Annotated in this window: 25 protein-coding genes and 3 pseudogenes; 13 read left to right on the top strand and 15 right to left on the bottom strand. The window is 61.7% G+C overall.

The window, feature by feature from the left end:
• The first annotated feature begins 71 nt into the window (after positions 1-71).
• The 9 genes from gcl (at position 72) to AOA61_RS07815 (ending at position 10,961) form a co-directional block, all read left to right on the top strand.
• Positions 72-1,847 carry a glyoxylate carboligase gene (gene gcl / locus AOA61_RS07855; protein ID WP_032889133.1) on the top strand — a complete coding sequence of 592 codons (1,776 nt, stop codon included), beginning with the start codon at positions 72-74 and terminating at the stop codon, positions 1,845-1,847.
• 10 nt (positions 1,848-1,857) lie between these two features.
• Entirely contained in the window at positions 1,858-2,640 is a 783-nt protein-coding gene (gene hyi / locus AOA61_RS07850) for a hydroxypyruvate isomerase (protein ID WP_099601479.1), read from the top strand.
• Between the two features lie 126 nt (positions 2,641-2,766).
• Positions 2,767-3,657, top strand: coding sequence for a 2-hydroxy-3-oxopropionate reductase (locus AOA61_RS07845; RefSeq protein ID WP_032889129.1), 891 nt, complete (start codon positions 2,767-2,769; stop codon positions 3,655-3,657).
• A 177-nt stretch (positions 3,658-3,834) separates the two neighbouring features.
• Positions 3,835-5,115 (top strand): glycerate kinase, encoded by a 1,281-nt coding sequence (locus AOA61_RS07840; RefSeq protein WP_032889128.1) that lies wholly within the window; start codon positions 3,835-3,837, stop codon positions 5,113-5,115.
• Positions 5,105-6,520: a pyruvate kinase gene (gene pyk / locus AOA61_RS07835; RefSeq protein ID WP_095184248.1), complete on the top strand. Its 1,416-nt coding sequence runs from the start codon at positions 5,105-5,107 to the stop codon at positions 6,518-6,520. The genes AOA61_RS07840 and pyk overlap by 11 nt, the downstream gene beginning before the upstream one ends.
• 137 nt (positions 6,521-6,657) lie before the next feature.
• On the top strand, positions 6,658-7,533 hold the full coding sequence (locus AOA61_RS07830) for an urea transporter (RefSeq protein ID WP_099601478.1): 876 nt from the start codon (positions 6,658-6,660) through the stop codon (positions 7,531-7,533).
• 31 nt (positions 7,534-7,564) lie between these two features.
• A complete protein-coding gene (locus tag AOA61_RS07825) occupies positions 7,565-8,389 on the top strand; it encodes an ion transporter (protein WP_032889122.1) in 825 nt (274 codons plus the stop codon).
• A gap of 96 nt (positions 8,390-8,485) precedes the next feature.
• On the top strand, positions 8,486-9,490 hold the full coding sequence (locus AOA61_RS07820; RefSeq protein ID WP_032889121.1) for a sulfate ABC transporter substrate-binding protein: 1,005 nt from the start codon (positions 8,486-8,488) through the stop codon (positions 9,488-9,490).
• 274 nt (positions 9,491-9,764) lie between these two features.
• Complete coding sequence (locus AOA61_RS07815) at positions 9,765-10,961, top strand: MFS transporter (RefSeq protein ID WP_081797774.1); 1,197 nt, start codon at positions 9,765-9,767, stop codon at positions 10,959-10,961.
• Here the strand turns inward: AOA61_RS07815 and AOA61_RS31805 are convergent.
• From AOA61_RS31805 to AOA61_RS07805, 3 genes and pseudogenes are all read right to left on the bottom strand, one after another.
• A pseudogene (locus AOA61_RS31805) lies at positions 10,958-11,350 on the bottom strand (type II toxin-antitoxin system HicB family antitoxin). The gene AOA61_RS07815 and the pseudogene AOA61_RS31805 sit on opposite strands and share 4 nt — an antisense overlap.
• Positions 11,345-11,410, bottom strand: a pseudogene (locus AOA61_RS31520) (type II toxin-antitoxin system HicA family toxin); the annotation flags it as partial. The pseudogenes AOA61_RS31520 and AOA61_RS31805, both read right to left, overlap by 6 nt.
• A 104-nt stretch (positions 11,411-11,514) precedes the next feature.
• A complete protein-coding gene (locus AOA61_RS07805) occupies positions 11,515-12,639 on the bottom strand; it encodes a cytochrome P450 (RefSeq protein ID WP_099601477.1) in 1,125 nt (374 codons plus the stop codon).
• A 74-nt stretch (positions 12,640-12,713) separates the two neighbouring features.
• On the opposite strand from AOA61_RS07805, the gene AOA61_RS07800 reads away from it, so the two are divergent.
• A complete protein-coding gene (locus AOA61_RS07800) occupies positions 12,714-13,409 on the top strand; it encodes a helix-turn-helix transcriptional regulator (RefSeq protein WP_099601476.1) in 696 nt (231 codons plus the stop codon).
• A gap of 35 nt (positions 13,410-13,444) precedes the next feature.
• Here AOA61_RS07800 and phnN read toward each other — a convergent pair whose 3' ends face one another.
• Together phnN and AOA61_RS32160 are read right to left on the bottom strand one after the other, a co-directional pair.
• Positions 13,445-14,017: a phosphonate metabolism protein/1,5-bisphosphokinase (PRPP-forming) PhnN gene (gene phnN / locus AOA61_RS07795; protein ID WP_099601475.1), complete on the bottom strand. Its 573-nt coding sequence runs from the start codon at positions 14,015-14,017 to the stop codon at positions 13,445-13,447.
• Positions 14,017-14,248: pseudogene (locus AOA61_RS32160) on the bottom strand (alpha-D-ribose 1-methylphosphonate 5-triphosphate diphosphatase); the annotation flags it as partial. The gene phnN and the pseudogene AOA61_RS32160, both read right to left, overlap by 1 nt.
• Before the next feature lie 95 nt (positions 14,249-14,343).
• Between AOA61_RS32160 and AOA61_RS31515 the strand changes: the two are divergent.
• Entirely contained in the window at positions 14,344-15,327 is a 984-nt protein-coding gene (locus AOA61_RS31515) for a hypothetical protein (RefSeq protein ID WP_177326449.1), read from the top strand.
• A gap of 209 nt (positions 15,328-15,536) precedes the next feature.
• Here AOA61_RS31515 and AOA61_RS07780 read toward each other — a convergent pair whose 3' ends face one another.
• The 10 genes from AOA61_RS07780 to ccmA form a co-directional block, all read right to left on the bottom strand.
• Entirely contained in the window at positions 15,537-15,935 is a 399-nt protein-coding gene (locus tag AOA61_RS07780) for a hypothetical protein (RefSeq protein WP_099601474.1), read from the bottom strand.
• A 16-nt stretch (positions 15,936-15,951) separates the two neighbouring features.
• Positions 15,952-17,136 carry a c-type cytochrome biogenesis protein CcmI gene (gene ccmI, locus AOA61_RS07775; protein WP_032889107.1) on the bottom strand — a complete coding sequence of 395 codons (1,185 nt, stop codon included), beginning with the start codon at positions 17,134-17,136 and terminating at the stop codon, positions 15,952-15,954.
• Positions 17,129-17,602, bottom strand: coding sequence for a cytochrome c-type biogenesis protein (locus AOA61_RS07770; protein ID WP_032889105.1), 474 nt, complete (start codon positions 17,600-17,602; stop codon positions 17,129-17,131). Before AOA61_RS07770 ends, ccmI begins: the two co-directional genes overlap by 8 nt.
• Positions 17,599-18,135, bottom strand: a complete 537-nt coding sequence (locus AOA61_RS07765) for a DsbE family thiol:disulfide interchange protein (protein WP_032889103.1) — start codon at positions 18,133-18,135, stop codon at positions 17,599-17,601. Before AOA61_RS07765 ends, AOA61_RS07770 begins: the two co-directional genes overlap by 4 nt.
• On the bottom strand, positions 18,132-20,120 hold the full coding sequence (locus tag AOA61_RS07760; RefSeq protein ID WP_095184240.1) for a heme lyase CcmF/NrfE family subunit: 1,989 nt from the start codon (positions 20,118-20,120) through the stop codon (positions 18,132-18,134). The genes AOA61_RS07765 and AOA61_RS07760 overlap by 4 nt, the downstream gene beginning before the upstream one ends.
• Positions 20,121-20,123: 3 nt before the next feature.
• A complete protein-coding gene (ccmE, locus tag AOA61_RS07755; protein WP_032889100.1) occupies positions 20,124-20,579 on the bottom strand; it encodes a cytochrome c maturation protein CcmE in 456 nt (151 codons plus the stop codon).
• Positions 20,576-20,752 (bottom strand): heme exporter protein CcmD, encoded by a 177-nt coding sequence (gene ccmD / locus AOA61_RS07750; RefSeq protein WP_003172771.1) that lies wholly within the window; start codon positions 20,750-20,752, stop codon positions 20,576-20,578. Before ccmD ends, ccmE begins: the two co-directional genes overlap by 4 nt.
• Positions 20,749-21,504: a heme ABC transporter permease gene (locus AOA61_RS07745; protein WP_032889098.1), complete on the bottom strand. Its 756-nt coding sequence runs from the start codon at positions 21,502-21,504 to the stop codon at positions 20,749-20,751. The genes ccmD and AOA61_RS07745 overlap by 4 nt, the downstream gene beginning before the upstream one ends.
• Positions 21,505-21,595: 91 nt before the next feature.
• Positions 21,596-22,264, bottom strand: a complete 669-nt coding sequence (gene ccmB / locus AOA61_RS07740) for a heme exporter protein CcmB (protein ID WP_003189951.1) — start codon at positions 22,262-22,264, stop codon at positions 21,596-21,598.
• Positions 22,261-22,896, bottom strand: coding sequence for a cytochrome c biogenesis heme-transporting ATPase CcmA (gene ccmA / locus AOA61_RS07735; RefSeq protein WP_099601473.1), 636 nt, complete (start codon positions 22,894-22,896; stop codon positions 22,261-22,263). Before ccmA ends, ccmB begins: the two co-directional genes overlap by 4 nt.
• Positions 22,897-23,096: 200 nt before the next feature.
• Here ccmA and AOA61_RS07730 point away from each other — a divergent pair, with 200 nt between their 5' ends.
• Both AOA61_RS07730 and AOA61_RS07725 read left to right on the top strand, forming a co-directional pair.
• Positions 23,097-24,674, top strand: a complete 1,578-nt coding sequence (locus AOA61_RS07730) for a flagellar hook-length control protein FliK (RefSeq protein WP_099601508.1) — start codon at positions 23,097-23,099, stop codon at positions 24,672-24,674.
• A complete protein-coding gene (locus tag AOA61_RS07725; protein WP_032889094.1) occupies positions 24,671-25,000 on the top strand; it encodes an EscU/YscU/HrcU family type III secretion system export apparatus switch protein in 330 nt (109 codons plus the stop codon). The genes AOA61_RS07730 and AOA61_RS07725 overlap by 4 nt, the downstream gene beginning before the upstream one ends.
• Positions 25,001-25,018: the final 18 nt, after the last annotated feature.

Below are 25,018 nucleotides of genomic sequence, written 5' to 3'. Positions count from 1 at the left end.
CATCCCGCCGTGAATACACTTTGAACAGACACCACTTGTATACAATTACAAAACGCAAGAGGCACCAAAACATGAGCAAAATGAGAGCAATCGAAGCCGCCGTCCTCGTCATGCGCCGTGAAGGCGTGGACACCGCCTTCGGCATCCCAGGCGCCGCGATCAACCCGCTGTACTCAGCCTTGCAGAAGGTGGGTGGCATCGATCACGTCCTTGCTCGCCACGTTGAAGGCGCCTCGCACATGGCCGAGGGTTACACCCGCACCAAGGCCGGGAATATCGGCGTGTGTATCGGCACCTCGGGCCCGGCGGGCACCGACATGGTCACCGGCCTCTACAGCGCCTCGGCCGACTCGATCCCGATCCTGTGCATCACCGGCCAAGCCCCTCGTGCACGGATGCACAAGGAAGACTTCCAGGCCGTGGACATCACCAGCATCGTCAAGCCGGTGACCAAGTGGGCGACCACCGTCCTGGAACCCGGCCAGGTGCCCTACGCGTTCCAGAAAGCTTTCTATGAAATGCGCTCCGGCCGACCAGGCCCAGTGCTGATCGACCTGCCGTTCGACGTGCAGATGGCCGAAATCGAATTCGACATCGACGCCTATCAGCCACTGCCCCTGGCCAAACCACTGGCGACACGCATCCAGGTCGAAAAAGCCCTGGCCCTGCTCGACGCGGCCGAACGTCCGTTGCTGGTCAGCGGGGGTGGCGTGATCAACGCCGATGCCAGCGAGCTGCTGGTGGAATTCGCTGAACTCACCGGTATTCCGGTGATTCCGACCCTGATGGGCTGGGGCACCATCGCCGATGATCACCCGCTGATGGTGGGTATGGTCGGCCTGCAAACCTCCCACCGTTATGGCAACGCGACCATGCTCAAGTCGGACGTGGTGCTGGGCATCGGCAACCGCTGGGCCAACCGCCACACCGGTTCGGTAGAGGTCTACACCGAGGGCCGCAAGTTCATCCACGTCGACATTGAGCCGACCCAGATTGGTCGTGTTTTCACCCCGGACCTGGGTATCGTTTCCGACGCCGGTGCGGCGCTGACAATGTTTATCGAAGTGGCCCGCGAGTGGAAAGCCGCCGGCAAGCTCAAGGACCGCAGTGCCTGGCTGCATGACTGCCAGCAGCGCAAAGCCACCCTGCACCGCAAGACTCACTTCGACAACGTGCCGGTCAAGCCGCAGCGCGTGTACGAAGAGATGAACCAAGTGTTTGGCAAAGACACCTGCTACGTCAGCACCATCGGCCTGTCGCAGATTGCCGGCGCGCAGTTCCTGCACGTCTACAAGCCACGCCACTGGATCAACTGCGGCCAGGCTGGCCCGCTGGGCTGGACCATTCCCGCCGCACTCGGCGTGGTCAAGGCCGACCCGAGCCGCAAGGTGGTGGCGTTATCCGGCGACTATGACTTCCAGTTCATGATCGAAGAACTGGCCGTGGGCGCGCAGTTCAAGCTGCCGTACATCCATGTAGTGGTGAACAATTCCTACCTGGGTTTGATCCGTCAGGCACAACGTGGCTTTGAAATGGACTACTGCGTGCAGCTGTCTTTCGACAACCTCAACGCCCCGGAACTCAATGGATATGGCGTGGACCACGTCGCCGTCGCCGAAGGCCTGGGTTGCAAGGCCCTGCGTGTATTCGAGCCAGGCCAGATCCAGCCGGCGCTGCGCAAGGCCCAGGAGATGATCGAAGAATTCAAGGTGCCAGTGATCGTCGAAATCATTCTGGAGCGCGTGACCAATATTTCCATGGGCACCGAGATCAACGCCGTCAACGAATTCGAAGACTTGGCCCTGGTCGGCAACGATGCACCGACTGCCATTTCCCTGCTCGATTAAGGAGAACCTTATGCCGCGTTTCGCCGCCAACCTGTCCATGCTGTTTACCGAACAGGATTTCCTTGCCCGTTTCAAAGCGGCCGCCGATGCCGGTTTCGAAGGTGTCGAGTACCTGTTCCCGTATGAATTCAGCTCGGCTGACATCAAGGCACACCTCGACGCCAACGGCCTGACCCAGGTGCTGTTCAACCTGCCAGCCGGTGACTGGGCCAAAGGCGAACGCGGCCTGGCGTGCCACCCGGACCGGGTCGAGGAATTCCGCGCCGGGGTCAAGCTGGCCATCGCTTACGCCCAAGTGCTGGGCAATACCCAGATCAACTGCCTGGCGGGCATTCGGCCACAAGGCGTTGACGACGACATCCTGGAAAAAACCTTCGTCGCCAACCTCAAGTACGCCGCCGACAAGCTGCAAGCAGCGGGCATCAAGCTGGTGATGGAGATGATCAATACCCGCGACATCCCCGGCTTCTACCTGAACACCACAGCGCAAGCCCTGTCGATCCGCGAGCAGGTGGGCAGTGCCAACCTATTTTTGCAGTACGACATCTACCACATGCAAATCATGGAAGGCGACCTTGCCCGGACCATGGCCACGCACCTGGATGAGATCAACCACATCCAGTTGGCGGACAACCCTGGGCGCAATGAGCCGGGCACGGGCGAGATCAACTATCGCTTCCTGTTCGAGCATCTGGATCGGATTGGCTACTCGGGTTGGGTGGGCTGTGAGTACAAGCCGTTGACCACCACCGAAGCGGGCCTGGGTTGGCTTAAGACCCATAACGCCATCTGACAGACACCACACAAAACCCTGTGGGAGGGAGCTTGCCCCCGATAGCGGCGGGTCAGTCAGCAATGTTTTGCCTGACACACCGCCATCGGGGGCAAGCCCCCTCCCACATAAGAAGAGGATTTCACCATGGCTAAAATCGGATTTATCGGCACCGGCATCATGGGCCAACCCATGGCCGCGAACCTGCAGAAAGCAGGTCACCAACTGTTTCTTTCCGAGCACCACGGCAAGGCGCCGGCCGAGCTGATCAACGCTGGCGCAGTGGCCCTGGCCAATCCGCAGCAAGTCGCCCAGGAAGCCGAATTCATCATCGTCATGGTGCCCGACACCCCGCAGGTCGATGACGTGCTGTTCCGCGCCGACGGCGTCGCCGCTGGCTTGTCGCCGAACAAGGTTGTGATCGACATGAGTTCGATCTCGCCCACTGCCACCAAGGCATTCGCAGCGAAAATCAACGAGACCGGTGCACAGTACCTCGATGCACCGGTGTCCGGCGGTGAGGTCGGCGCCAAGGCCGGCACCCTGAGCATCATGGTCGGCGGCGAGCCCCAGACCTTCGAACGTGCCCTGCCCCTGTTCCAAAGCATGGGCAAGAACATCACGCTGGTCGGCGGCAATGGCGATGGCCAGACGGCCAAAGTGGCCAATCAGATCATCGTTGCGCTGAACATCCAGGCGGTGGCCGAAGCGCTGCTGTTTGCCTCGAAAAACGGCGCCGACCCGGCCAAGGTGCGTGAAGCACTGATGGGTGGATTTGCCTCGTCGAAGATTCTGGAAGTGCACGGCGAACGCATGATCAAGGGCACCTTCGATCCTGGCTTCCGCATCAACCTGCACCAGAAAGACCTGAACCTGGCCCTGGCCGGAGCCAAGGAGTTGGGGATCAACCTGCCGAACACTGCCGGTACCCAGCAGGTGTTCAGTACGTGCACGGCAATTGGTGGCGGCAACTGGGATCACTCGGCGCTGATCAAGGGGCTGGAGCATATGGCGAATTTCTCGATTCGCGATAAGTAACCCGCCAGTGGAAACACCTTGAATGTGGGAGGGGGCTTGCCCCTGAGGACAGTGTTTCAGCCCAATCATCTACGTCTGACACACCGCTATCGGGGGCAAGCCCCCTCCCACACTTGATCGCATTCCAAATCTGAAATTGCTGCACCTCTAATAACAAAAATCCCCGGGAGCCCGCTTATGTCGGTCGATCCGCAACACCTGCTTCGCGAGCTGTTTGCCACAGCCATCGACGCCGCCCACCCCCGGCAAGTCCTTGAACCCTTTCTGCCCGCCGACCGCACCGGCCGCGTGATCGTGATCGGCGCCGGCAAGGCCGCCGCCGCCATGGCACTCGTCGTCGAAAACTGCTGGCACGGCGAGGTCACTGGTCTGGTGGTCACCCGCTACGGCCATGGCGCACCGTGCAAAAAAATCGAAGTGGTTGAAGCCGCCCACCCCGTCCCCGATGCTGCCGGCCTGGCCGTGGCCAAGCGCGTGCTGGAGTTGATCAGCAACCTCGGCGAAGACGACCGCGTGATCTTCCTGCTCTCCGGCGGCGGCTCTGCATTGCTGGCCCTGCCCGCCGAAGGCATCACCCTGGCGGACAAACAAACCATCAATAAGGCGTTGCTTAAATCCGGCGCGACCATTGGCGAGATGAACTGCGTGCGCAAGCACCTCTCGGCAATCAAGGGCGGTCGGTTGGCCAAGGCCGCATGGCCGGCAACGGTGTACACCTACGCCATCTCCGACGTGCCGGGCGACCAGGCCACGGTGATTGCCTCCGGCCCTACCGTCGGCGACCCGAGCACCTCGCAACAAGCACTGGCGATTCTCAAGCGTTACGGGATCGACGCACCCGCTTCCGTGCGCAGCTGGCTGCAAAACCCGGCCTCGGAAACCGTCAAACCCGGCGATCCGATCCTCGCCCGCAGCCACTTCCAATTGATCGCCCGCCCCCAGCAATCCCTGGAAGCCGTGGCCGTAAAAGTACGCCAGGCCGGTTTCAGCCCGCTGATCCTCGGCGATCTGGAAGGTGAAGCGCGGGACGTGGCCAAAGTGCATGCGGGCATTGCCCGGCAGATCGTGCAGCACGGCCAACCGTTGGCAGCGCCGTGCGTGATCCTGTCCGGCGGTGAAACCACCGTCACGGTGCGCGGCAATGGCCGGGGCGGGCGCAATGCGGAATTTCTGCTGAGCCTGACCGACAGCCTCAAAGGCCTGCCCGGCGTGTACGCACTGGCCGGCGACACCGACGGCATCGACGGTTCGGAAGACAACGCCGGCGCAATCATGACGCCCTGCAGCTACCGCCGCGCCGAAGCCTTGGGCCTGAGCGCCAGCGATGAGTTGGATAACAACAACGGCTACGGCTATTTCGCGGCGCTCGACGACTTGATCGTCACCGAGCCAACCCGCACCAACGTCAACGACTTCCGCGCCATTCTGATCCTTGAGAGCACTGCCCATGACGCCTGACAAAAAGGTCAAGATCCTCGCCACCCTGGGCCCGGCCACCGACGGGATCGATGACATCCTCGAACTGGTAGAAGCCGGGGTGAATATCTTCCGCCTCAACTTCAGCCACGGTGACCACGCCGATCACGCCCAGCGCTACCAATGGATTCGCCAGGTGGAGCGCCAACTGAACTACCCGCTGGGCATCCTGATGGACCTGCAAGGGCCGAAGCTGCGAGTCGGGCGTTTCGCCGAAGGCAAGGTGCAATTGGTGCGCGGCCAGGCCCTGCGCCTGGACCTGGATGAGACCCCGGGCGACCAACGCCGGGTCAACCTGCCCCACCCGGAAATCATTGCAGCGCTGGAGCCGGGCATGGACCTGCTGCTGGACGACGGCAAGCTGCGCCTGCGGGTGATCACCAAGCACACCGATGCCATTGATACCACCGTGCTCAATGGCGGTGAGCTTTCCGACCGCAAGGGCGTGAACGTGCCACAAGCGCTGTTGGAACTGAGCCCTCTGACCGCCAAGGACCGCCGCGACCTGAGCTTCGGCCTGGAGCTTGGCGTGGACTGGGTGGCGTTGTCGTTTGTGCAACGCCCGGAAGACATCCGCGAAGCCCGCGAGCTGATCGGTGACAAAGCCTTCCTGATGGCCAAGATCGAGAAGCCGTCGGCCGTGCAGCGCCTGCGGGAAATCGCCGAACTGAGCGACGCGATCATGGTGGCCAGAGGCGACCTGGGTGTGGAAGTACCGGCCGAGAGCGTGCCGCAGATCCAGAAGGACATCATCAGCACCTGCCGTCAGTTGGGTAAACCGGTGGTGGTCGCCACGCAGATGCTCGAATCCATGCGTTTCTCACCGGCGCCCACCCGTGCCGAAGTCACCGACGTGGCCAACGCCGTGGCCGAGGGCGCAGATGCGGTGATGCTGTCGGCAGAAACCGCATCGGGCGAGTACCCGCTCGAAGCCGTGCAGATGATGAGCAAGATCATCCGCCAAGTGGAAAACGGTCCGGATTACCAGGCGCAACTGGACGTCAGCCGGCCCAAAGCCGATGCCACCGTGTCGGACGCCATCAGCTGCGCGATCCGTCGTATCAGCAGCATCCTGCCGGTGGCGGTGCTGGTGAACTACAGCGAATCCGGCAGCTCCAGCCTGCGCGCTGCACGGGAACGGCCCGTGGCGCCGATCCTTAACCTCACGCCGAACCTGTCCACGGCGCGACGGCTGAGCGTGGCGTGGGGCGTGCACTCGGTGGTCAATGATCGGCTGCGCCAGGTGGATGAGGTGTGTTCCACGGCACTGGAGATTGCCCAGGCTCAGGGCATGGCGCAGCGCGGGGATACGTTGGTGATTACAGCGGGGGTGCCGTTCGGGCAGCCGGGGTCGACCAACTCTTTGCGTATAGAGACGCTGATCTAGCGCCTGTAGAGGCCCCATCGGGGGCAAGCCCCCTCCCACACTTGATTGGATTCACATCGTTAGATGTGTGAATGCAGTCCAATGTGGGAGGGGGCTTGCCCTCGATGGGGACAACTCGGTCTCACTGAATCCCCATCATGCACAACCAGACCTGCCCCGACTGGGCCGAAGCGCTGCTCAACGGCTTCAGCCAAATCTTCCTGCAACGCCAGCCGCTGTGCGGCTTGCTGTGCCTACTGGCCATCCTGATCGGCGCTCCGGCCTTGCTCGGCGGTGCACTGCTGGGTGGCGTGGCCGGGTTGCTCACGGCCCAGCGCCGGGGTTATCCCAAAGCTGAACGCCAAGCTGGCTTATATAGCTACAACGGCGTGTTGCTGGGCTTGTTGATCAGCGAGCATTTCGCGTGGTCTGCCTTGTTGCCGCCGCTGATCCTGGCGTGTGGCGGCCTGAGTGCGATTCTCACGCGGCAATGGCTCAAGCACGCGACGCAACCGGATGACTTGCCTGCCTACACCGCGCCGTTTGTCATGCTGGGTTGGCTGCTGCTGGGCACTGCGGCGCCAAACACCTTCGCCCTGGGCGCGCCGGACGCCCTGGCTTGGTTCAGCGCGCCCTTCACTGGCCTGGCGCAAATCATGCTGCTGGATCAGCCCGTGGCCGGCGTCTTGATTGCCCTTGGCCTGTGGCTCGCCAACCGACGCGCGGCCATCTGGGCCTTGATCGGCGCCAGCGCCGGCGTGCTGATCGGCGTCATGCTGGAGGACAGCACCGGCGCCCTCCTCGGCCTGCACAGCTACAACCCGGCCCTCGCGGCCCTGGCCCTGAGCCAAGCGCGTCGCCAAGCCTGGCTGCCGCTGCTCGGCATCCTGCTGGCGATCCTTCTGACACCGGGCTTTGCCGCCCTGCACCTGCCCGCGCTCACCGCGCCGTTTATCCTCGCCTGCTGGCTGGTACGCGCCGGTCGCCGAATCGTGCAGAAACCGCGCATGGACAGCCCCTTCGAATCCCCCTAGGCTTGCTCGATCTTCGATTCGGGCGGGATTTATGGACAGCAACAACGACTGGCGCCAGCGGCTCTACGTCATGGTTTTTCAGAGCGACACCGTCGCCGGGCGGCGCTTTGACGGCATCTTGTTGCTGATCATCCTCGCCAGCCTGGTGATCGTGATGCTCGACAGCATCGACCAGATCCACCAGAACTACGCCAATGTGCTGGCGTATATCGAGTGGGGCTTCACCGTCATCTTCCTGATCGAGTACGGGCTGCGCCTGTACTGCTCGCCCAAGCCGTTGCGCTATGCCTTCAGTTTTTACGGGCTGGTGGATTTGCTCGCCATCGTGCCCGGCATCCTTGCGCTGTATTACAGCGATGCGCAGTACCTGCTGATCATCCGCATCATCCGCATGCTGCGGATTTTCCGCGTGCTCAAGCTCAGCCCGTACCTCAAGCAAGCCAACTACCTGATGGCGGCGTTGCGCGGCAGCAAGCAGAAGATCGTGGTGTTCCTGGTGAGCGTATGCACCCTGGTGACGGTGTTCGGCACCTTGATGTACGTGATCGAAGGCCCGGAACACGGGTTCACCAGCATTCCCAAAGGCATCTATTGGGCCATCGTCACGCTGACCACCGTGGGCTTTGGCGATATCGTTCCGAAGACGCCGCTGGGCCAAGTGATTTCGTCACTGGTGATGATCACCGGTTACTCGATCATCGCAGTGCCCACGGGCATTTTTACCGCCGAGCTGGCCAGTGCCATGCGCGGTGAACAGCTGCAAACCGACTGCCCGGTGTGCAAGAAAAACAGCCACGAGCCCAATGCGGCGTTCTGCTCGCGCTGCGGCAGCAATCTTTTCAAGAAAGTGGAATAAGCAAAGTTCTTTTTAATCTTTAAGCGACTATGGCGCCCCGGCTATAGTCGCTGGCAAATGGCCTTACCCCTTCTCCCGAACAACAAGGAATGAGCAGTGAAAAAACTCGTTAGCGCCTCTCTCCTGGCCGCCGGTCTTGCCCTGGCGGGCGCCGTGCACGCCGCACCGGTCACACTGCTCAACGTCTCCTATGACGTAATGCGCGATTTCTACAAGGACTACAACGCCGCCTTCCAGAAGCATTGGGAAGCCGAGCACCCGAACGACAAGCTGACCCTGCAAATGTCCTTCGGCGGTTCCAGCAAACAGGCGCGTTCGGTGATCGACGGTCTGCCCGCTGACGTGATCACCATGAACATGGCCACCGACATCAACGCCCTTGCCGACAACGGCAAACTGGTGCCAGACAACTGGGTCACGCGCCTGCCCAACAACAGCGCGCCGTTCACCTCCGCCACCGTGTTTATCGTGCGCAAGGGCAACCCCAAGGCGCTGAAAGACTGGCCGGACCTGCTCAAGGATGGCGTGCAAGTGATCGTGCCTAACCCGAAAACCTCGGGTAACGGCCGCTACACCTACCTGTCGGCCTGGGGTTATGTGCTCAAGAACGGCGGCGATGAAGAAAAGGCCAAGACCTTCGTCGGCAAGCTGTTCAAGCAAGCGCCTGTGCTCGACACCGGTGGCCGTGCAGCGACCACCACGTTCATGACCAACCAAATCGGCGACGTGCTGGTGACCTTTGAGAACGAAGCCGAAATGATCGCCCGTGAATTCGGCCGTGATCAGTTTGAAGTGATCTACCCAAGCGTTTCCGCTGAAGCCGAGCCGCCGGTGTCGGTGGTCGACAAAGTGGTCGAGAAGAAAGGCACCCGCGTGGCCGCCGAAGACTACCTGAAGTACCTGTGGTCGCCGGAAGGCCAGGAAATCGCCGCCAACAACTACCTGCGCCCGCGTGATCCAAAAGTACTGGCCAAGTACACCGACCGCTTCCCGAAAGTCGACTTCCTGTCGGTGGAGAAGACCTTTGGTGACTGGCGCACCGTACAGAAGACCCACTTCAATGACGGTGGCATCTTCGACCAGATCTACTCCGGTCAATAACTAAGAAACGCGGTAAAAAATGTGGGAGGGGGCTTGCCCCCGATGGCGGAGTGTCAGCCACTACACCCAGTGACTGACACTCCGCCATCGGGGGCAAGCCCCCTCCCACATTTGGCTGTCTGTATGGCCGTTGCATCGGTAGTGTCACACCACCTTAGTTGTTTCTGAATGTATCATCAGCCAGCATAAGTGATATCACCACGAGCGCCCTACTCGTGCGTCCGCCTTGGCTTTACTCTCGCTCGCCATCTTCCTCCGCTTTTATGAGAACACCATGAACGCTACTCCCCACACTACAAGCACCATGACCCGCGGGATGGTGATGCTGTTTGCGTTCTGCTGCGGCGCCATCGTGGCCAACATTTATTACGCGCAACCGATCATTGAACTGATCGCCCCGGACATCGGCCTTACGCCGGCCATGGCCAGCCTGATCGTGTCCCTGACGCAAATCGGTTATGCCCTGGGACTCTTCTTCCTGGTGCCGTTGGGCGACCTGCTGGAAAACCGCAAGCTGATGATCCTCACCACCGTGGTGGCCATCGCCAGCCTGCTGGGCGCAGCGTTCACCGCACAGCCGAACCTGTTCTTGCTGGTGTCGCTGCTGATCGGATTCAGTTCAGTATCGGTGCAGATCCTGATCCCGCTGGCCGCGCACCTGGCGCCTGCCGAGTCCCGTGGCCGTGTGGTCGGTAGCATCATGGGCGGTCTGTTGCTGGGCATCCTGCTGGCACGGCCGGTCTCCAGCGTGGTGGCGGACCACTTCGGCTGGCGTGCGATGTTCATGGCGGCGGCGGGGTTGATGGCGTTTATCAGCGTGGTGCTGATGCTGACCATCCCCAAGCGCCAACCCGACCACAGCGCCACATATGGCCAATTGCTGGGTTCGCTGGGCACCTTGTTGCGTCGCCAGCCAGTGTTGCGCCAGCGCGCGTTTTACCAGGGCTGCATGTTTGCCACCTTCAGCCTGTTCTGGACCGCCGCGCCACTGGAGCTGGCGCGTAATCACGGCCTGAGCCAGAGCGAAATCGCCCTGTTCGCCCTGGTCGGTGCCTTGGGCGCCATCGCCGCGCCCATCGCCGGGCGCCTGGCGGATGCCGGTCACACTCACCGCGCTTCGTTGCTGGCGATGCTGTTCGCCGCGCTGAGCTTCCTGCCGGCTTTCGTGCATCCGCTGTACAGCGTGATCGGCCTGGCGGTAACCGGTGTGGTCCTGGACTTCTGCGTGCAGATGAACATGGTCCTGGGCCAACGCGCCATCTACGCCCTCGACGCCAACAGCCGCAGCCGTTTGAACGCGCTGTACATGACCAGCATCTTCATCGGCGGCGCCTTTGGCTCAGCGATTGCCAGCAGCGTGTATGAACACGGCGGCTGGCTCGGGGTGATGCTGGTCGGCAGCGCATTCCCGCTGGTGGCGTTGTTGCGGTTCCTGAGTGCGTCCCGGCGGGTGGCGGTCGCAACCGCTTAAAAGCGCACCAACTTCTTCAGAGCCGCGTCCGCCAAAAATGACGAGCGGCTTTTGACCTTGTGCTCACGCACATAACGGTCGATTCGCTGGATGACATAACCGGGCAAGGTCGCATTGACCTTCTCGGTCTTGCCCAGATAAGGCGAGATGTCCAACGACAGCATCCCCCAGCCCATCCCCGCATAGTCCTCATGAGCGCGATGGTTCGCGACTGACGTTGGCATCGGAATCGTCCCGCCCTCTGCAGCGATCTCCTGCAGCAGGATGTGCGCGACTTACACGGCAGCGTTGTAAGCCTCTTCAAAGCTGTCCTCGGCGGTGACAGCGCCTGGAATATCGGGGATTTGAATTCCGGTGGCGGTAAAGTCATCGCCCCATTCGATAAAAATATGATGACTGCCCGTGACACGATCCAGTACCCATCCAGCCTCTTGCAGCTCCTTGATCAATCACCTGCTTTGCACTCCAGCCTCCTTGGCTTGGCCTGAACAAAAACAACCCTAGAGTTTTCTTTGCTCAAGCACAGAACCTCTCAGCCTGACTGGCGGTGGTTTTACCGAATGTTGAGCGCTGCCGAGTGAAACCTCGGAATCCGCCCGTTGAGCGACGGCCAGTAACCGAATGACCCCGCGCCCGCCAGCAAGGCAGGCTGGCGACGGAGCAGCGCAAGGATGGTTTGGGACGCAATGATCAACGCCAGCCGCTGGCCAGGACATTGATGAGCGCCGTAACCAAAGCTGAAGCTGCGCCGCTGCGGGCGTTCAAGCACAAAACTATCGGGCATCGGGTTTGCCGCAGGGTCACGATTGGCGGACGCCAGCACCACCAGAAGGGTATCCCCGGCCTCCAGCACGCGGTTACCGATGACACACCGCTCGGCAACAAACCGCCGAGTGTTCTGCACCGGGGAATCGAAGCGCGCCACTTCTTCAACCAGCGCCATGACCTGGGCGGGCGCGTGCTGAACCTGCTCCAGCAGATCAGGCTGCCGGGCGAGCATCACCAATGTGTTACCTATCAGGCCGGCCGTGGCTTCGCAGGTCTGTGACAGCAGCCCGATCAGGTTCGCGGTCAACACGTCAGTGTCCATCCAGTCGCCTGTGCGGATGTGCGTCATCAACGCCGAAGCTTCAAGTACGTTGCCAAACATTTGCGTCAACTGCGACGCTCCGATGTCGGCGTTATGCCGTTGGGCCTCGTTGCTCAGCGGCGAGAGGCAGGCGACGAAATCCCGTGTCAGCTCGGCAACCGCTGCTGTCTGCCCAGCTGGAAAACCCAGCAACGCCGCAACCGCCGAGACCGGCAAGGTGAACATCAACGCCTCCAGGTTATCCACGCGGTCGATAAGGCTGCCGACCACCTCCGCGACGGTCCCGACGCCTACGCCAGCCAATGCCGGTTCGACTGCTGCTCGCGGGCATCGATGGGCCGTCCCTTCATTCATCCGCATCAAGCGGGCAAATACCTGGCCTGCAGCGCCTTGCGCAATCGCAGCAGGCACCGGCTCGTGAAGCGGGCGTACTCGACAATCCGGGTGAGCCAGAACAGCCGCAACCACCTCGGCTGTACTGGCGACCCACAGCCCAAGTTCAGCGTCGAACAGCAACCCGCCAGTACGTCTCAGGCGTGAGTAATAGTCATAAGGGTCAGCGTGGGTAGCGGCTTCAAGCGGTGTCATTCAGGACGTCCTGTTCACGAAGAACCGCTACTATCAGCCACCTCACCCGGTAACGATTCGCTCAGGAACGAAATATGAATGGCCAGGACGACGACGCCGCACTCTCACAGGTCGCCGGCGCAATTGCAGAACCTGCGCGCACGAAAATGCTCTGCGCGCTGATGGATGGGCATGCGCGTACCAGCACCGAAATGGCGGTGATTGCCGAGGTCAGCACCTCAACCGCCAGCGCGCACTTGGCCCGGCTCAAGGACGACGGCTTGATCACGTTGCACACGCAGGGGCGTCACCGGTACTACAGCCTCGCCGGTCCGTCGGTGGCTCAGGCGATTGAAGGGTTGATGGTGATCAGCCGCAACAGCGCCAAGGCGTTTGTGCCGAGCACGCCCACGCGTCTGCAGTTTGCGCGCACCTGCTACGACCACATGGCGGGTACGTTGGCGGTCACGCTGCACGACCATTTCATTGAGGCCGGCTGGTTGACCGGGAACGACAGCTACCAACTCAGCGCACACGGCGACAAGGCGATGGTTGAACTTGGGATCGATGTGGCGGCGCTGCGCACGCAACGACGGCGATTCGCCTGCGCCTGCCTGGACTGGAGCATGCGCCGCCCGCACCTGGCGGGTGCTTTGGGCGCGGCGCTTTTGCAAAACGCTGTTCGCCGTGAATGGGTAACACAGGACCTGGATAGCCGCGCACTGAGTGTGACGCCAAAGGGCCGCAAAGCGCTCAAGGCTCGATTTGGAACAACGATCTGCGAGCCATGAAGATCACCAGCCAAACTCGCCGATGCGGAGCAGGATCAGGCGCATACCGAATGCCCAGCATCCAGGCAGTGCAGCAGGCGCTCGACCGTGTGATCCAAGGGGCCGGAGTTATCCAGCACAAACAACCCTGAACCACTGCCGGCGATCAGCTCTTGAGTAAACCGCGCATTGCGCGCCAAGCGCTCCTCGATGTCGGCCGGCAACTCTCGTCCCCGCGCGATCAAGCGCTGGCGTAACACGCCTTGATCCACGGTCAGCAATAGCACCAGCATCTGCGGATAACGCGCGTGGGCCTGCGCCAGGTGTGCACGCGAGCCGTTGACCAGAACGTCATCCCCCGCCGCCAGCCAATCGTCGATTTCCCGTGGAATGCCATAGGACAAGCCGTTGGCCTGCCAACTGAGGGCAAACGCCCCCTCGGTACGCATCACCGCAAACTGCTCCGCGCTCACACCGTGCGCCGCCTCGCCCACGGCCTCCGCCGAACGGGTGATGACGCGCCGCACGATGCGGCAGCCGCGCTCGGCCAACTGCGGACGGGCGGCATCCAGCAGGCTGTCCTTGCCCGAACCCGATGGCCCGATGAGATAGATCAACCTGCCCGCCATCAACACACCCTCTTCGCTTGTCGCCAGACTTATGCACCACAGGAAGCCCTTCGCGGCGCCTGGCTTGCATCAGCTCGGCCCGCTGGCCCGTACAAATGCCGCCTGCAACAGGCTGGGCGGATAGCGATCACTGAAAAGTATATCCAGCAATCCTTCGGCAGCCAGACCGGCGGCGGCCACATTACCCGAGTGCGACCCGCAGCGCACCAGGTTCGGCGCGACCACAAAGACGAGTGATGCCTCCCCGAACAATCCTACAGCCAGCACTACGGTGCTTATCTACGGTACAGGCTCCTATCCCTTCTCCCCTCAACGGAGACGAAACAGTGCCCGACTCAATCGCAGCGCAAGTACGTGAAACCGCTCAAACAGAACAGTCAAAAGAAGACATATTCTTTAGCCTTCTTTCCGGACTGGCAGGCCTTCACCCCATCATCACAACCATAGGCGCCGCCAGAAGTTATATGAAGGTCTGCGAAAAAAGCGGGTTGAAACTCAACCCGTACTTTGTCAAAAACGGCAATTGCGGACCCTCGCCCAAAACCCAAAAGATGCTTTCACACCGCAAATACAAAAGCTTGGGTGTTGGCGCAACCGGGGTGGGAGTGGCGGCGATAAGCCCGGCGATCTCGCCTATTCCCGCGCCCTTCTATGCGGCCAGGCATGCGTCTGCCACGACCTCTACGGCGATACATCTGCGTCGGCTGTCAAAAATGCTGGCGGCTTATCAACCCTTCGCCGCTGGTGATGAACAAGTCAGTGATGCGATTAAATGGCTGCAACTGGCCATCGAGGTAAAGTTCAAGAAGCTCGCATTTCGAGGCACAGAAATGGCCATCTCGACCACCTCGACCTTGCTTTCATTTACCGGCATCGGCCTGGTCGGGAAAATCCCGCTCATCATGGTCAGCTTCCAACTTGAACTGGCCAGGCTGATGGTCAGCGACCGTTACGCCGCCCTGTGCAAGGTGGCGGCGATGGAGTTGCAGTGGGCGGCCTTTCTTGAACAGAACCCCAACGTCGGCGATATGCCGCAAGCCAGCCTCGCCGGTTTATCCCGAGCAGATCAGATCAAGCAGCTTGAACAAAGAAAGATGATGCTCGGCGCCGCAATCACCACTCAAGTGCGAGGTCGTGCACTCGATGCCCGAACCGGCAATACCGGCTTGGGCCCTGCCACGATGATCATCAAGGAGATCATGGCTAAGCACACGTTTCAGGGGCAGTTCTTCGCGGGCCATGACTACTTGACCATGATCCATGAACCGGCTGGCTGGAATGCCATTGCGGCGAAACTGATGAACATATGAGAAGCGGCATGGTACCGGCGCCTCCATGGCCCGAGGGCTGAGGAGATCCACTGTGGGACGGGGCTTGCCCCCGATGGCGATGCCATATTCAGCTAATCAGCGACTGACCTGGCGCTATCGGGAGCAAGCCCCCTCCCGTATTTGAACTTCAGTGCCTGGAAGGATGGAATTCACAGGCATGAAAAAGGCGACCCAAAGGTCGCCTTTTGTCATTGCGCGTACTGCTTGCTCAACCCCGGCGGCACACCTTGCACGTTGGTGTCTTCCCACGGCCCATTGGGGCTGATGGAGCGGCTCCAGCCGTTGCTCCAGCGGTAGTAGGTGCGCTGGCGGTAGAACGTGTCCGGTTGGTCATCAAGCACGTACACCTGCATCTTGCCGTCCCAATGGCTGGCGGCGCCCGGTGGTGGGGCGAAGGTCGGCGATTTAGTGGGCACAGGCTTCGGTGGCGGGGTGACCGGGCCGGAAGGCTTGGTGCTCGGCTGAGTCGAGGGGCCGGACGGCGGGATAGTCGGGCCGGTCGGGCCAGGTGGTGGCCGATGGACCGCACAGGCGCTCAGGCCCAGTACCAGGCTGAGCAAGGTGATGCGTGCTAATGCGGTCGTCATAGGCGTTTCCTCAAAATTACTTGTCCGGACTGTCGATGGTCAGCTGTTGCAGCGCAGTGGTGCTGCTGGCCAGGGGTTGGCTGCGGCCGATCCACTCGCCAGTGGTTGGTTGACCGGCCCGGGATATGCGCGCAACCAGTTGGACTTCGGGGAAGTTGGACAGTTTCAATTGCGGCATCATTGCATCGGCGTCACCCAGTTCGACGGTAACAGGCAATTCGGCGACGGTGACGCGTTTGACGGCCAGAGGTGCCGGCGGGCCACTGACGGCGCGGGCGAAGATGAACACGCTGTCGGTTGGCAAGGCCTTGGCCTTCACGTCGGCGGACAGGTCCACACGTACCTTCATCACAGCCTTTTGGGCGACGCTGCCCCCGCTCTCCTTCAGACTTTGCGCGGCCCGGTCGATGCCGCCTTGCAGGGCAGCACGGGAATTATCTTCCGGTGGCAGTTGGGCCAACAGACGGGTCCAGTAGTCGATGGCCTCTTGATAACGCTTGCCTTCAAATGCCGCAATGCCCAGCAAGCCCAGGCTGGTGACTTCCTTCGGGTCTAGCTTCAAGGCTTCATCAGTGAGCGCCTGCACCTTGGGCGACCACTGTTTGTTGTCGGCAAAGTACTGCGCCTGGGCCCACTGCCCCAGCAGCTCCGGCTGGCGCCCGGCCAGGGCAACGGTGCGCTCGAACACTTTCGCGGCGTCTGCGGAGCGGTCTTGGGCCATATAGGCGCGACCGAGGAAGTACAGGCCTTCGGCCGAATCCGGTTGGGCCGCAGCCGCGCGTTCCAGGCGGTGGGTCATGTCTTCCATGGACACCGGTGGCTGTGAGAATTCGCGGGTCAGCTCGACCTTGTCGCTGGCACCAAAGTGCATGTACAGGCCCAAGCCAAGGACGGGGACGAGGACGGCGGCGAGCAATGGCAGCGGTTTGCCCAGGCGCGATTCGCGGGGTTTTTCCACACCCTCGGTATCCGCCAGCAGTTCGCGGGCGGCTTCGGCGCGACCGGTGTCGAGTTGCGCGGCGTTGAGCACGCCTTCGTCCTGCTGCACTTGCAACTCGGCGACGCGTTCTTGATACAGCGCCACGTTCAGCGCGGTGCGATCCTCTTCGCGCTGGGCACGGCGGCCGCGCAACACAGGGATCAATAGGAAACTCAGGGCAATCAGAAGCAGCAAGCCGGCTGCGAGCCAGAAATCAATCATCAGTCTTGGTGTCCAGCAATTGGTCGAGGCGTTTACGCTCTTCGGGGGACAGCGCGTCGGAACCATCGGTCGGCGCTGCGCGGCGACGGCGCACGATCACCGCCATCACCACCACGCCGGCCAATAACAGCCCTGCTGGGCCGAACCAGAGCAGCGCGGTCTTGCCGGTGAGGGCCGGTTTGTAGCGCACGAAATCACCATAGCGATCGACCATGAAGTCGATGATCTGCTGGTTGTCCTTGCCCTCTCCCAGCATGCGGAAGATCTCTTTGCGCAGGTCGGCGGCGATGGGAGCGTTGGAGTCGGCGATGTCCTGGTTCTGACACTTGGGGCAGCGCAGTTCCTTGGTCAGTTCGCGGAAACGCTCGCGGTCACCGTCCTTGGCGAATTCGTACGTGTCGATGGCGGCATGGGCCACACCCGCCAAACCCAGTGCCAGCACGGCAGCGACTAACAGACGCTTCATGGCTTGGCCTCATCGACCAGCGCCTGGTACTTGGCAGCCAGTTGCTCGCGCCAGACCACCTCGTCGATCACACCGACGTATTTGTCGCGGATCACACCCTTGGCATCAATGAAGAAGGTTTCCGGGGCGCCGTAAACGCCGAGGTTGAGACCGAGATTGCCGTCTTCATCACGGATGTCCAGTTGGTAAGGGTTGTGGAACTCGGCCAGCCACTTCAAGGCCGCCGCATTGTCGTCCTTGTAGTTGATGCCGTAGATCACCACGCCCTTCTCAGCCAACTTGTTCAGCACCGGGTGTTCGACGCGGCAGGAAATGCACCATGTGCCCCATACGTTGACCAGTGCCGGTTTGCCCAGCAAGTCGGCACGGGTCAGCGTCTTGTCACCTTGCACGTTCGACAGCGAGAACTCGGGGAAAGGCTTGCCGATCATCGCCGAAGGCAACTCTGCCGGATCCAGGTAGAGGCCGCGATACAGGAACACCGCCACCACCAGGAACAACGCCAGCGGCAACACCATCAACCAACGCTTCATACCGCCGCTCCTTGCATACCCAAGGCTTCACGCACTCGGCTCTTGACCTTGACCCGATAACGCCGGTCCAGCGCGGCCAGCAAACCGCCAAACCCAGTGAGCAAACCGCCGAACCAGATCCAACGCACAAACGGTTTCACATGCACGCGCACTGCCCAGGCGCCCTCGCCCAACGGTTCGCCCAGTGCCACATAGAGGTCACGGGTGAAACCCGCGTCGATACCGGCTTCGGTCATCATCGAGCTCTGCACGGTGTACAGGCGTTTTTCGGGGTGCAATACGGCGATTTCCTTACCGTTGCGGACTACCCGCACGGTGCCTTTGTCCGACGTGAAATTCGGCCCTTCAAAGTGCTTGGCGCCCTCGAAGATGAACTGGTACCCAGCAAGGTCCATGGACTCGCCCGGCGCCAGACGCAGATCGCGCTCGGCGCTGTTCTGGCTGGACAGCACCACGCCCAGCGCACACACGGCGATGCCGATGTGGGCGATCTGCATGCCCCAGTAGCTGCGGGTCAGCGTCGGCAGGCCTTTGACCAGGCCTTTGTGGCGGGTCTTGTCGAAGATGTCGCGCACACCGGCCAGCAACACCCAGGCGGCGAGTAGGAAGGTGGCGAGCACCGCCCAGTTGAAGTCGCCATAGGCAATCCCGGCGACCACGGCCAGGGCCACGCTGCCGAGCAGCACCGGCATCAACATGCCGACCAGCCATTTGACCGGGGTGTCCTTCCAGCGCACCAGCATGCCGACCGCCATCACCACCATCAACAGGCCCATCAACGGGATGAACAACGCGTTGAAGTACGGCGGGCCGACGGACAGTTTGGCGCCACTCAGGGCATCCAACACCAGCGGGTACAGAGTGCCGAGCAGGATCATCGACGCGGCCACCACCAGCACCAGGTTATTGCCCAGCAGCAGGGTTTCCCGCGACCACAGATTAAAGCCGACCTGGCTTTTGACCACCGGCGCGCGCAGGGCGAACAGGGTCAGGGAGCCGCCAACCACAAACAGCAGGAAGATCAGGATGAACACGCCGCGCTCCGGGTCGGACGCAAAGGCGTGCACCGAGGTCAACACACCCGAACGCACGAGGAATGTGCCCAGCAGGCTGAGGGAAAATGCCGCGATGGCCAGCAACACGGTCCAGCTCTTGAACACGCCGCGCTTTTCGGTGACGGCCAACGAGTGAATCAGTGCAGTACCCACCAGCCATGGCATGAACGAGGCGTTTTCCACCGGGTCCCAGAACCACCACCCGCCCCAGCCGAGTTCGTAGTAGGCCCACCACGAGCCGAGGGTGATGCCGATACCCAGGAACGCCCAGGCGACGATGGTCCATGGCCGCGACCAGCGCGCCCACGCGGCATCCAGACGCCCGCCAAGCAAGGCGGCGATGGCGAAGGCGAAGGCCACGGAGAAACCGACGTAACCCATGTAGAGCATCGGCGGGTGCACGATCAGGCCAATGTCTTGCAGCAAGGGGTTGAGGTCATGCCCATCCGATGGAATCTGCGGCAGGATGCGGCTGAAAGGGTTGGAGGTCATGATCAGGAACAGCAAAAAACCAATGCTGATCATGCCCATCACCGCCAGCACCCGCGCCAGCATCACTTGCGGCAATTGGCGCGAGAACACCGATACAGCGAAGGTCCAGCCGCCGAGGATCAACGCCCACAGCAGCAACGAACCTTCGTGGGCGCCCCACACGGCGCTGAACTTGTAGTACCAAGGCAGCGCGGTGTTGGAGTTATTGGCGACATAAGCGACGGAAAAGTCGTCGGTCATAAAGGCGTAGGTCAGGCAGCCAAACGCGAACAGCAGAAAGGCAAACTGCCCCCAGGCGGCCGGCTGCGCCAGGCTCATCCATAGGCGGTCGCCGCGCCAGGCACCGAGCAACGGCACCACGGCCTGCACGATGGCGAAGCACAAGGCGAGGATCATCGCCAATTGGCCCAACTCGGGGATAAACAGTGCGGACGTCATCACTTAGCCCTCCTTCGCTGGGGTTGGTGCCGATTGGCCGCTTTCTTTCAACGCCTTGGTGACTTCCGGCGGCATGTATTTTTCGTCGTGCTTGGCCAGCACTTCATCGGCCACCACCACGCCGTCAGCGTTGAGTTTGCCCAGGGCGACGATGCCCTGGCCTTCGCGGAACAGGTCCGGGAGGATGCCACGGTAGGTGATGGTCACGGCCTTATTGAAGTCGGTAACCACGAAGGTCACGTCGAGGGAATCGCCGGAACGTTTCAACGAGCCCTTCTCCACCATGCCACCGGCGCGGATGCGGGTATCAACCGGTGCTTCGCCATTGGCGATCTGGGTCGGGGTGTAGAACAGGTTGATGTTCTGTTGCAGCGCGCTCAAGGCCAGGGCCACGGCAATGCCGACGCCGGCCATGATGGCGAGGATGATCATCAGACGTTTTCTACGCAGCGGATTCACTTTTCGGTCTCCCGGCGCAGACGACGCGCCTCTTGTTGCAGGTAACGCTTGCGGGCCAGGATCGGCGCGGCGACGTTGAGGGCCAGCACCGCCAGGCAGATGCCATAGGCCGTCCAGACATAGAGGCCGTGGTGGCCCATGGCGAGAAAATCACTGAAAGAAGCAAAACTCATCCGCGCGCTCCCAGGCTGCTTTGCACTTCGGCCTTGACCCAACTGGCGCGGGCTTCACGCTTGAGCACTTCGAGGCGCATGCGCATCAGCAGCACGGCACCGAAGAAACAGTAGAAGCCCAGCACCATCAACAGCAGCGGTGCCCACATTTCCACGGGCATCGCCGGTTTTTCGGTGAGGGTGAAGGTGGCGCCCTGGTGCAGGGTGTTCCACCACTCCACCGAGTATTTGATGATCGGGATGTTGATCACGCCGACAATCGCCAGCACCGCGCAGGCCTTGGCGGCGCTGTCACGATTACTGATCGCGTTGCCCAGGGCAATCAGACCGAAGTACAGAAACAGCAGGATCAGCATGGACGTTAGTCGCGCATCCCACACCCACCACGAGCCCCAGGTGGGTTTGCCCCAGATCGCGCCGGTGACCAGCGCCACGGCGGTCATCCACGCACCGATGGGCGCGGCGCATTGCAGGGCAACGTCCGCGAGTTTCATCTTCCAGACCAGGCCGACGACACCGCATACCGCCAGCATCACGTAGCAGGACTGGGCCAGCATCGCGGCAGGCACGTGGATGTAGATGATGCGAAAGCTGTTGCCTTGCTGGTAGTCCGGCGGCGCGAAGGCCAGGCCCCAGACCAGGCCGATGCCGATCAGCAACACGGCGGCGATGCTGAACCAAGGCAGCAGTTTGCCACTGATGCCGTAGAACCATTTGGGCGAGCCGAGCTTGTGAAACCAGGTCCAGTTCATTGCTGTTTCTCACGGTTGCTTCTCGTCATTGCGAGAAACGTAGGGTCTTTCTTATGTTGAAGAGCTGACAATGTCGCTGGGTCAGACCTCATTATTCGCCGACGCTGATCTTCAGGCCGGCGGCGATTGCAAAGGGTGTCAGGGTTACCGCCAGGGCGGTCAGGCTACCAAGCCACAGGAGGTAACCGGTCGCCGGCATGCCCATGAGCGCGGCCTGCAAAGCGCCGCTGCCAAGGATCAGTACCGGGATGTACAACGGCAGAATCAACAGGGCCAGTAGCAGGCCACCACGCTTCAAACCGACGGTCAACGCTGCGCCCACGGCCCCCAACAGGCTGAGCACTGGCGTGCCGAGTAACAAGGACAAAAGCAATACCGGCAGGCATTCGACGGGCAAGCCCAGCATCATCGCCAACAGCGGCGAGAGCAAGACTAGCGCGAGGCCGGAAAAAGCCCAGTGTGCCAGCACCTTGGCCAGTACCAGAAGTGGCAGAGGGTGCGACGAAAGGACCCACTGTTCCAGGGAACCGTCTTCGAAATCACTGCGAAACAGCCCGTCCAGCGAGAGCAGAACCGATAAAAGCGCCGCCACCCACACCAGCCCCGGCGACAAGGTTTGCAACAGTTTAGTCTCGGGGCCGACCGCCAGCGGGAACAGCGCAATCACGATGGCAAAGAACACCAGCGGGTTGGCCAATTCAGCCGGGCGACGGCACAACAGCCGTGCTTCGCGGGCGACCAGCAGGGCGAAGACACTCATGCCGACCACCGGCCCAGATCAAGGTCGCGGTAACCGGCGGGCATGCGCGCCAGGGTGTGGTGGGTGGTGAGCAAGACGGTTCCGCCCTGCTCGCAATGCAGCGCCAGGTGCTCTTCCAACTGGGCGACGCCTTGTTTGTCGAGGGCGGTGAAGGGTTCGTCGAGAATCCACAGTGGCGGGCCCGGCAGGTACAGGCGCGCCAGGGCCACGCGGCGCTGTTGGCCGGCGGACAGGGTGTGACAGGGAACGTCTTCGAAACCCTTGAGGCCGACGGCGGCCAGGGCCTGCCAGATGGCGTCGCGGGTCGCGGGATGGTGCAGGGCGCTGAGCCAGCTGAGGTTCTCTTCGGCAGTGAGCACGTCCTTGATGCCGGCCGCGTGGCCGATCCAGATCAAGTTGCGTGCAAGCTCGGTGCGCTGTTCGTTGAGGGGCTTGCCGTTGAGCCGCACTTCACCGGCCGTGGGTTGCATCAACCCGGCCAGCAGGCGTAGCAAACTGGTCTTGCCACTGCCGTTGGGACCGCTGATCTGCACCATATCGCCACCCGCCACACGCAGGTCGAGGTGCTCGAACAGCAGGCGCAAGTCGCGTTCACAGGAGAGCGCTACGGCTTCAAGAAGAGGGCTGGTCAAGAGATCGCGGGCCTTTACGGTTCAAGTCGGCGGTGCAGCGGCCGTTATAGAAAGAAGCACCATAACGGCTTTGGCGACCGATTTTAGAGAGCTGGATCAAATAGTTGTGAGGTTTTTAGCGCTCTCTTTGCAGACGGGCGGCATTATACATGCGATGCCCTACGCTAAAGAGGGCAATTTCCCCAGAGACGATGCGCACGATGACAGGCGAGATCAACCTTCCTACGCTTCCTCCCACCCCGGCAGCCGGGCAAAGCTCCGCGCCTGCGCCTGGGGCACTGCTGAAACTGCTGGAGCCGCAGATTGGGCTGATCGACCCTGGGAAAACCGCGAATGCCGAAGTCATCGCCCTTAAACAAGGCGGTGAAGCCTTTCAGTTGCTGCTCAAGCTGACCTTGGACGGCGGCCGCCAGACGCTGGTGCAGGCCAGCAGCGCGCAGCCCTTGCCCTTAGGCAGCAATGTGGCGGTGAGCCAGACGCCAGCGGGCAATCTGACCCTCAGCCTGCAACAGGCTTTGAGTGCCAACGTCGCCGCCCTCACCCGCATCGATACCGCCAAAGTCCCGGAAGGTACGCTGTTGCAAGCCAAGGTATTGACCACTCAGATGCTGCCCCAGGGCACGGCGCAACCGGCGATCTATCGTTCGTTGGTGACGGTGCTGAATAACGCCCTGGCCGGCGCGACACTGACGGTGGAAAGCCCACAGCCGTTGCGCGTAGGCAGCCTGCTCAGCGCCGTGGTGCAGAACGCGCAGACCTTGAATTTTGTGCCGCTTAGCGGGCTCAAGGATCAATTGGCGGTCACCCAGCAACTGTCGACCCAGCAAAGTCGCCAGGGCTCCCTGGATGCGGTCTTCACCGCAATGCAAAACCTGCCCCGTGGCGACAGTACTTCCGCCGACCTGCGCGCCGCCGCCGACCGTTTGCTCGCGGCGTTGCCCGATCTGGCACAGGTCAGTAACCCCAAAGTCCTGGCTCAAGTGATTCAGAACAGCGGCGCCTTTCTGGAAGCCAAATTACTCGCAGGACAGAATCCCCAAATACCACCACTGGACATGAAGGGCGCACTGCTGCGCCTTGTCGCGGACTTATTGCCCGCCCTGCCCGCCAGTACCAACCTCAACGCCATTCTTGCGGCCAACACGCTGGCCCAGGTATTGCCCAATTTTGTGCGCAGCCCACTGAACACGCTGGGCCAAGTCAGCGCGCGGCAGGCACCGGTCAGCTTTCCACTGCCCGAGCGGCTGATGGCGAAGCTTGAAGGCGAAGGCGACCTGGAAAACCTGCTGCGTCTGGCAGCCGGGGCCATTTCCAGGTTACAGAGCCACCAACTGTCGAGTCTGGAACAGACCGGCACCACCGCCGATGGCCGCCTGCAAACCACCTGGCAGTTGGAAATTCCTATGCGCACGCTGCAGGACATCGTGCCGTTGCAGGTCAAGTTCCAGCGCGAAGAACCGGCGCCAGACAAAGACCAGCCCGAACGCAAAGACCGCAAGGACCCCAAGCAAATGCTATGGCGCGTCGAGCTGGCATTCGATATGGAGCCGCTGGGGCCGTTGCAGGTCCAGGCACAACTGACCCAGGGCAAACTGTCGAGCCAACTGTGGGCAACACGCCCGTTCACCGCCAGCCTGATCGAAAGCCATTTGGGCAACTTGCGCGAGCGGCTGGTGACTTCGGGGATCAACGTCGGCGACCTCGATTGCCATCTGGGTACGCCACCACGCGGGCCGAAAACCGGACTGGAGCAACGCTGGGTGGATGAAACCGCATGAAGAACTCCAACCCACCGCGCCAGGCGATTGCCCTCAAGTACGACGGCCAGCAAGCGCCGACCCTGACCGCCAAGGGCGACGATGCCCTGGCCGAAGCCATCCTCAAGTTGGCGCGGGAAAATGAAGTGCCGATCTATGAAAACGCCGAGCTGGTAAAGCTGCTGGCGCGCATGGAACTGGGCGACAGCATTCCGGAGGAGTTGTACCGCACCATCGCGGAGATCATTGCGTTTGCCTGGACCTTGAAGGGCAAGTTCCCGGTGGGCTATGACCCGGATGCGCGGCCTGTGGAGCGGGACGTCACGGAGCGTGGCGACGACTACTGAATAGCCACAGGCACACAA

Source organism: Pseudomonas sp. 2995-1 (genome assembly GCF_002742505.1).
Classification (GTDB): Bacteria; Pseudomonadota; Gammaproteobacteria; order Pseudomonadales; family Pseudomonadaceae; genus Aquipseudomonas; species Aquipseudomonas sivasensis.
Note: the sequence above shows the minus strand (reverse complement) of the source record. Positions and strands in the feature narration are given on the sequence as shown.

Coding starts and splice junctions, on each gene's coding strand:
- gcl (WP_032889133.1), top strand. CDS start 72: ATGAGCAAAATGAGAGCAATCGAAGCCGCCGTCCTCGTCATGCGCCGT.
- hyi (WP_099601479.1), top strand. CDS start 1,858: ATGCCGCGTTTCGCCGCCAACCTGTCCATGCTGTTTACCGAACAGGAT.
- AOA61_RS07845 (WP_032889129.1), top strand. CDS start 2,767: ATGGCTAAAATCGGATTTATCGGCACCGGCATCATGGGCCAACCCATG.
- AOA61_RS07840 (WP_032889128.1), top strand. CDS start 3,835: ATGTCGGTCGATCCGCAACACCTGCTTCGCGAGCTGTTTGCCACAGCC.
- pyk (WP_095184248.1), top strand. CDS start 5,105: ATGACGCCTGACAAAAAGGTCAAGATCCTCGCCACCCTGGGCCCGGCC.
- AOA61_RS07830 (WP_099601478.1), top strand. CDS start 6,658: ATGCACAACCAGACCTGCCCCGACTGGGCCGAAGCGCTGCTCAACGGC.
- AOA61_RS07825 (WP_032889122.1), top strand. CDS start 7,565: ATGGACAGCAACAACGACTGGCGCCAGCGGCTCTACGTCATGGTTTTT.
- AOA61_RS07815 (WP_081797774.1), top strand. CDS start 9,765: ATGAACGCTACTCCCCACACTACAAGCACCATGACCCGCGGGATGGTG.
- AOA61_RS07805 (WP_099601477.1), bottom strand. CDS start 12,639: ATGACACCGCTTGAAGCCGCTACCCACGCTGACCCTTATGACTATTAC.
- AOA61_RS07800 (WP_099601476.1), top strand. CDS start 12,714: ATGAATGGCCAGGACGACGACGCCGCACTCTCACAGGTCGCCGGCGCA.
- phnN (WP_099601475.1), bottom strand. CDS start 14,017: ATGGCGGGCAGGTTGATCTATCTCATCGGGCCATCGGGTTCGGGCAAG.
- AOA61_RS07780 (WP_099601474.1), bottom strand. CDS start 15,935: ATGACGACCGCATTAGCACGCATCACCTTGCTCAGCCTGGTACTGGGC.
- ccmI (WP_032889107.1), bottom strand. CDS start 17,136: ATGATTGATTTCTGGCTCGCAGCCGGCTTGCTGCTTCTGATTGCCCTG.
- AOA61_RS07770 (WP_032889105.1), bottom strand. CDS start 17,602: ATGAAGCGTCTGTTAGTCGCTGCCGTGCTGGCACTGGGTTTGGCGGGT.
- AOA61_RS07765 (WP_032889103.1), bottom strand. CDS start 18,135: ATGAAGCGTTGGTTGATGGTGTTGCCGCTGGCGTTGTTCCTGGTGGTG.
- AOA61_RS07760 (WP_095184240.1), bottom strand. CDS start 20,120: ATGACGTCCGCACTGTTTATCCCCGAGTTGGGCCAATTGGCGATGATC.
- ccmD (WP_003172771.1), bottom strand. CDS start 20,752: ATGAGTTTTGCTTCTTTCAGTGATTTTCTCGCCATGGGCCACCACGGC.
- AOA61_RS07745 (WP_032889098.1), bottom strand. CDS start 21,504: ATGAACTGGACCTGGTTTCACAAGCTCGGCTCGCCCAAATGGTTCTAC.
- ccmB (WP_003189951.1), bottom strand. CDS start 22,264: ATGAGTGTCTTCGCCCTGCTGGTCGCCCGCGAAGCACGGCTGTTGTGC.
- AOA61_RS07730 (WP_099601508.1), top strand. CDS start 23,097: ATGACAGGCGAGATCAACCTTCCTACGCTTCCTCCCACCCCGGCAGCC.
- AOA61_RS07725 (WP_032889094.1), top strand. CDS start 24,671: ATGAAGAACTCCAACCCACCGCGCCAGGCGATTGCCCTCAAGTACGAC.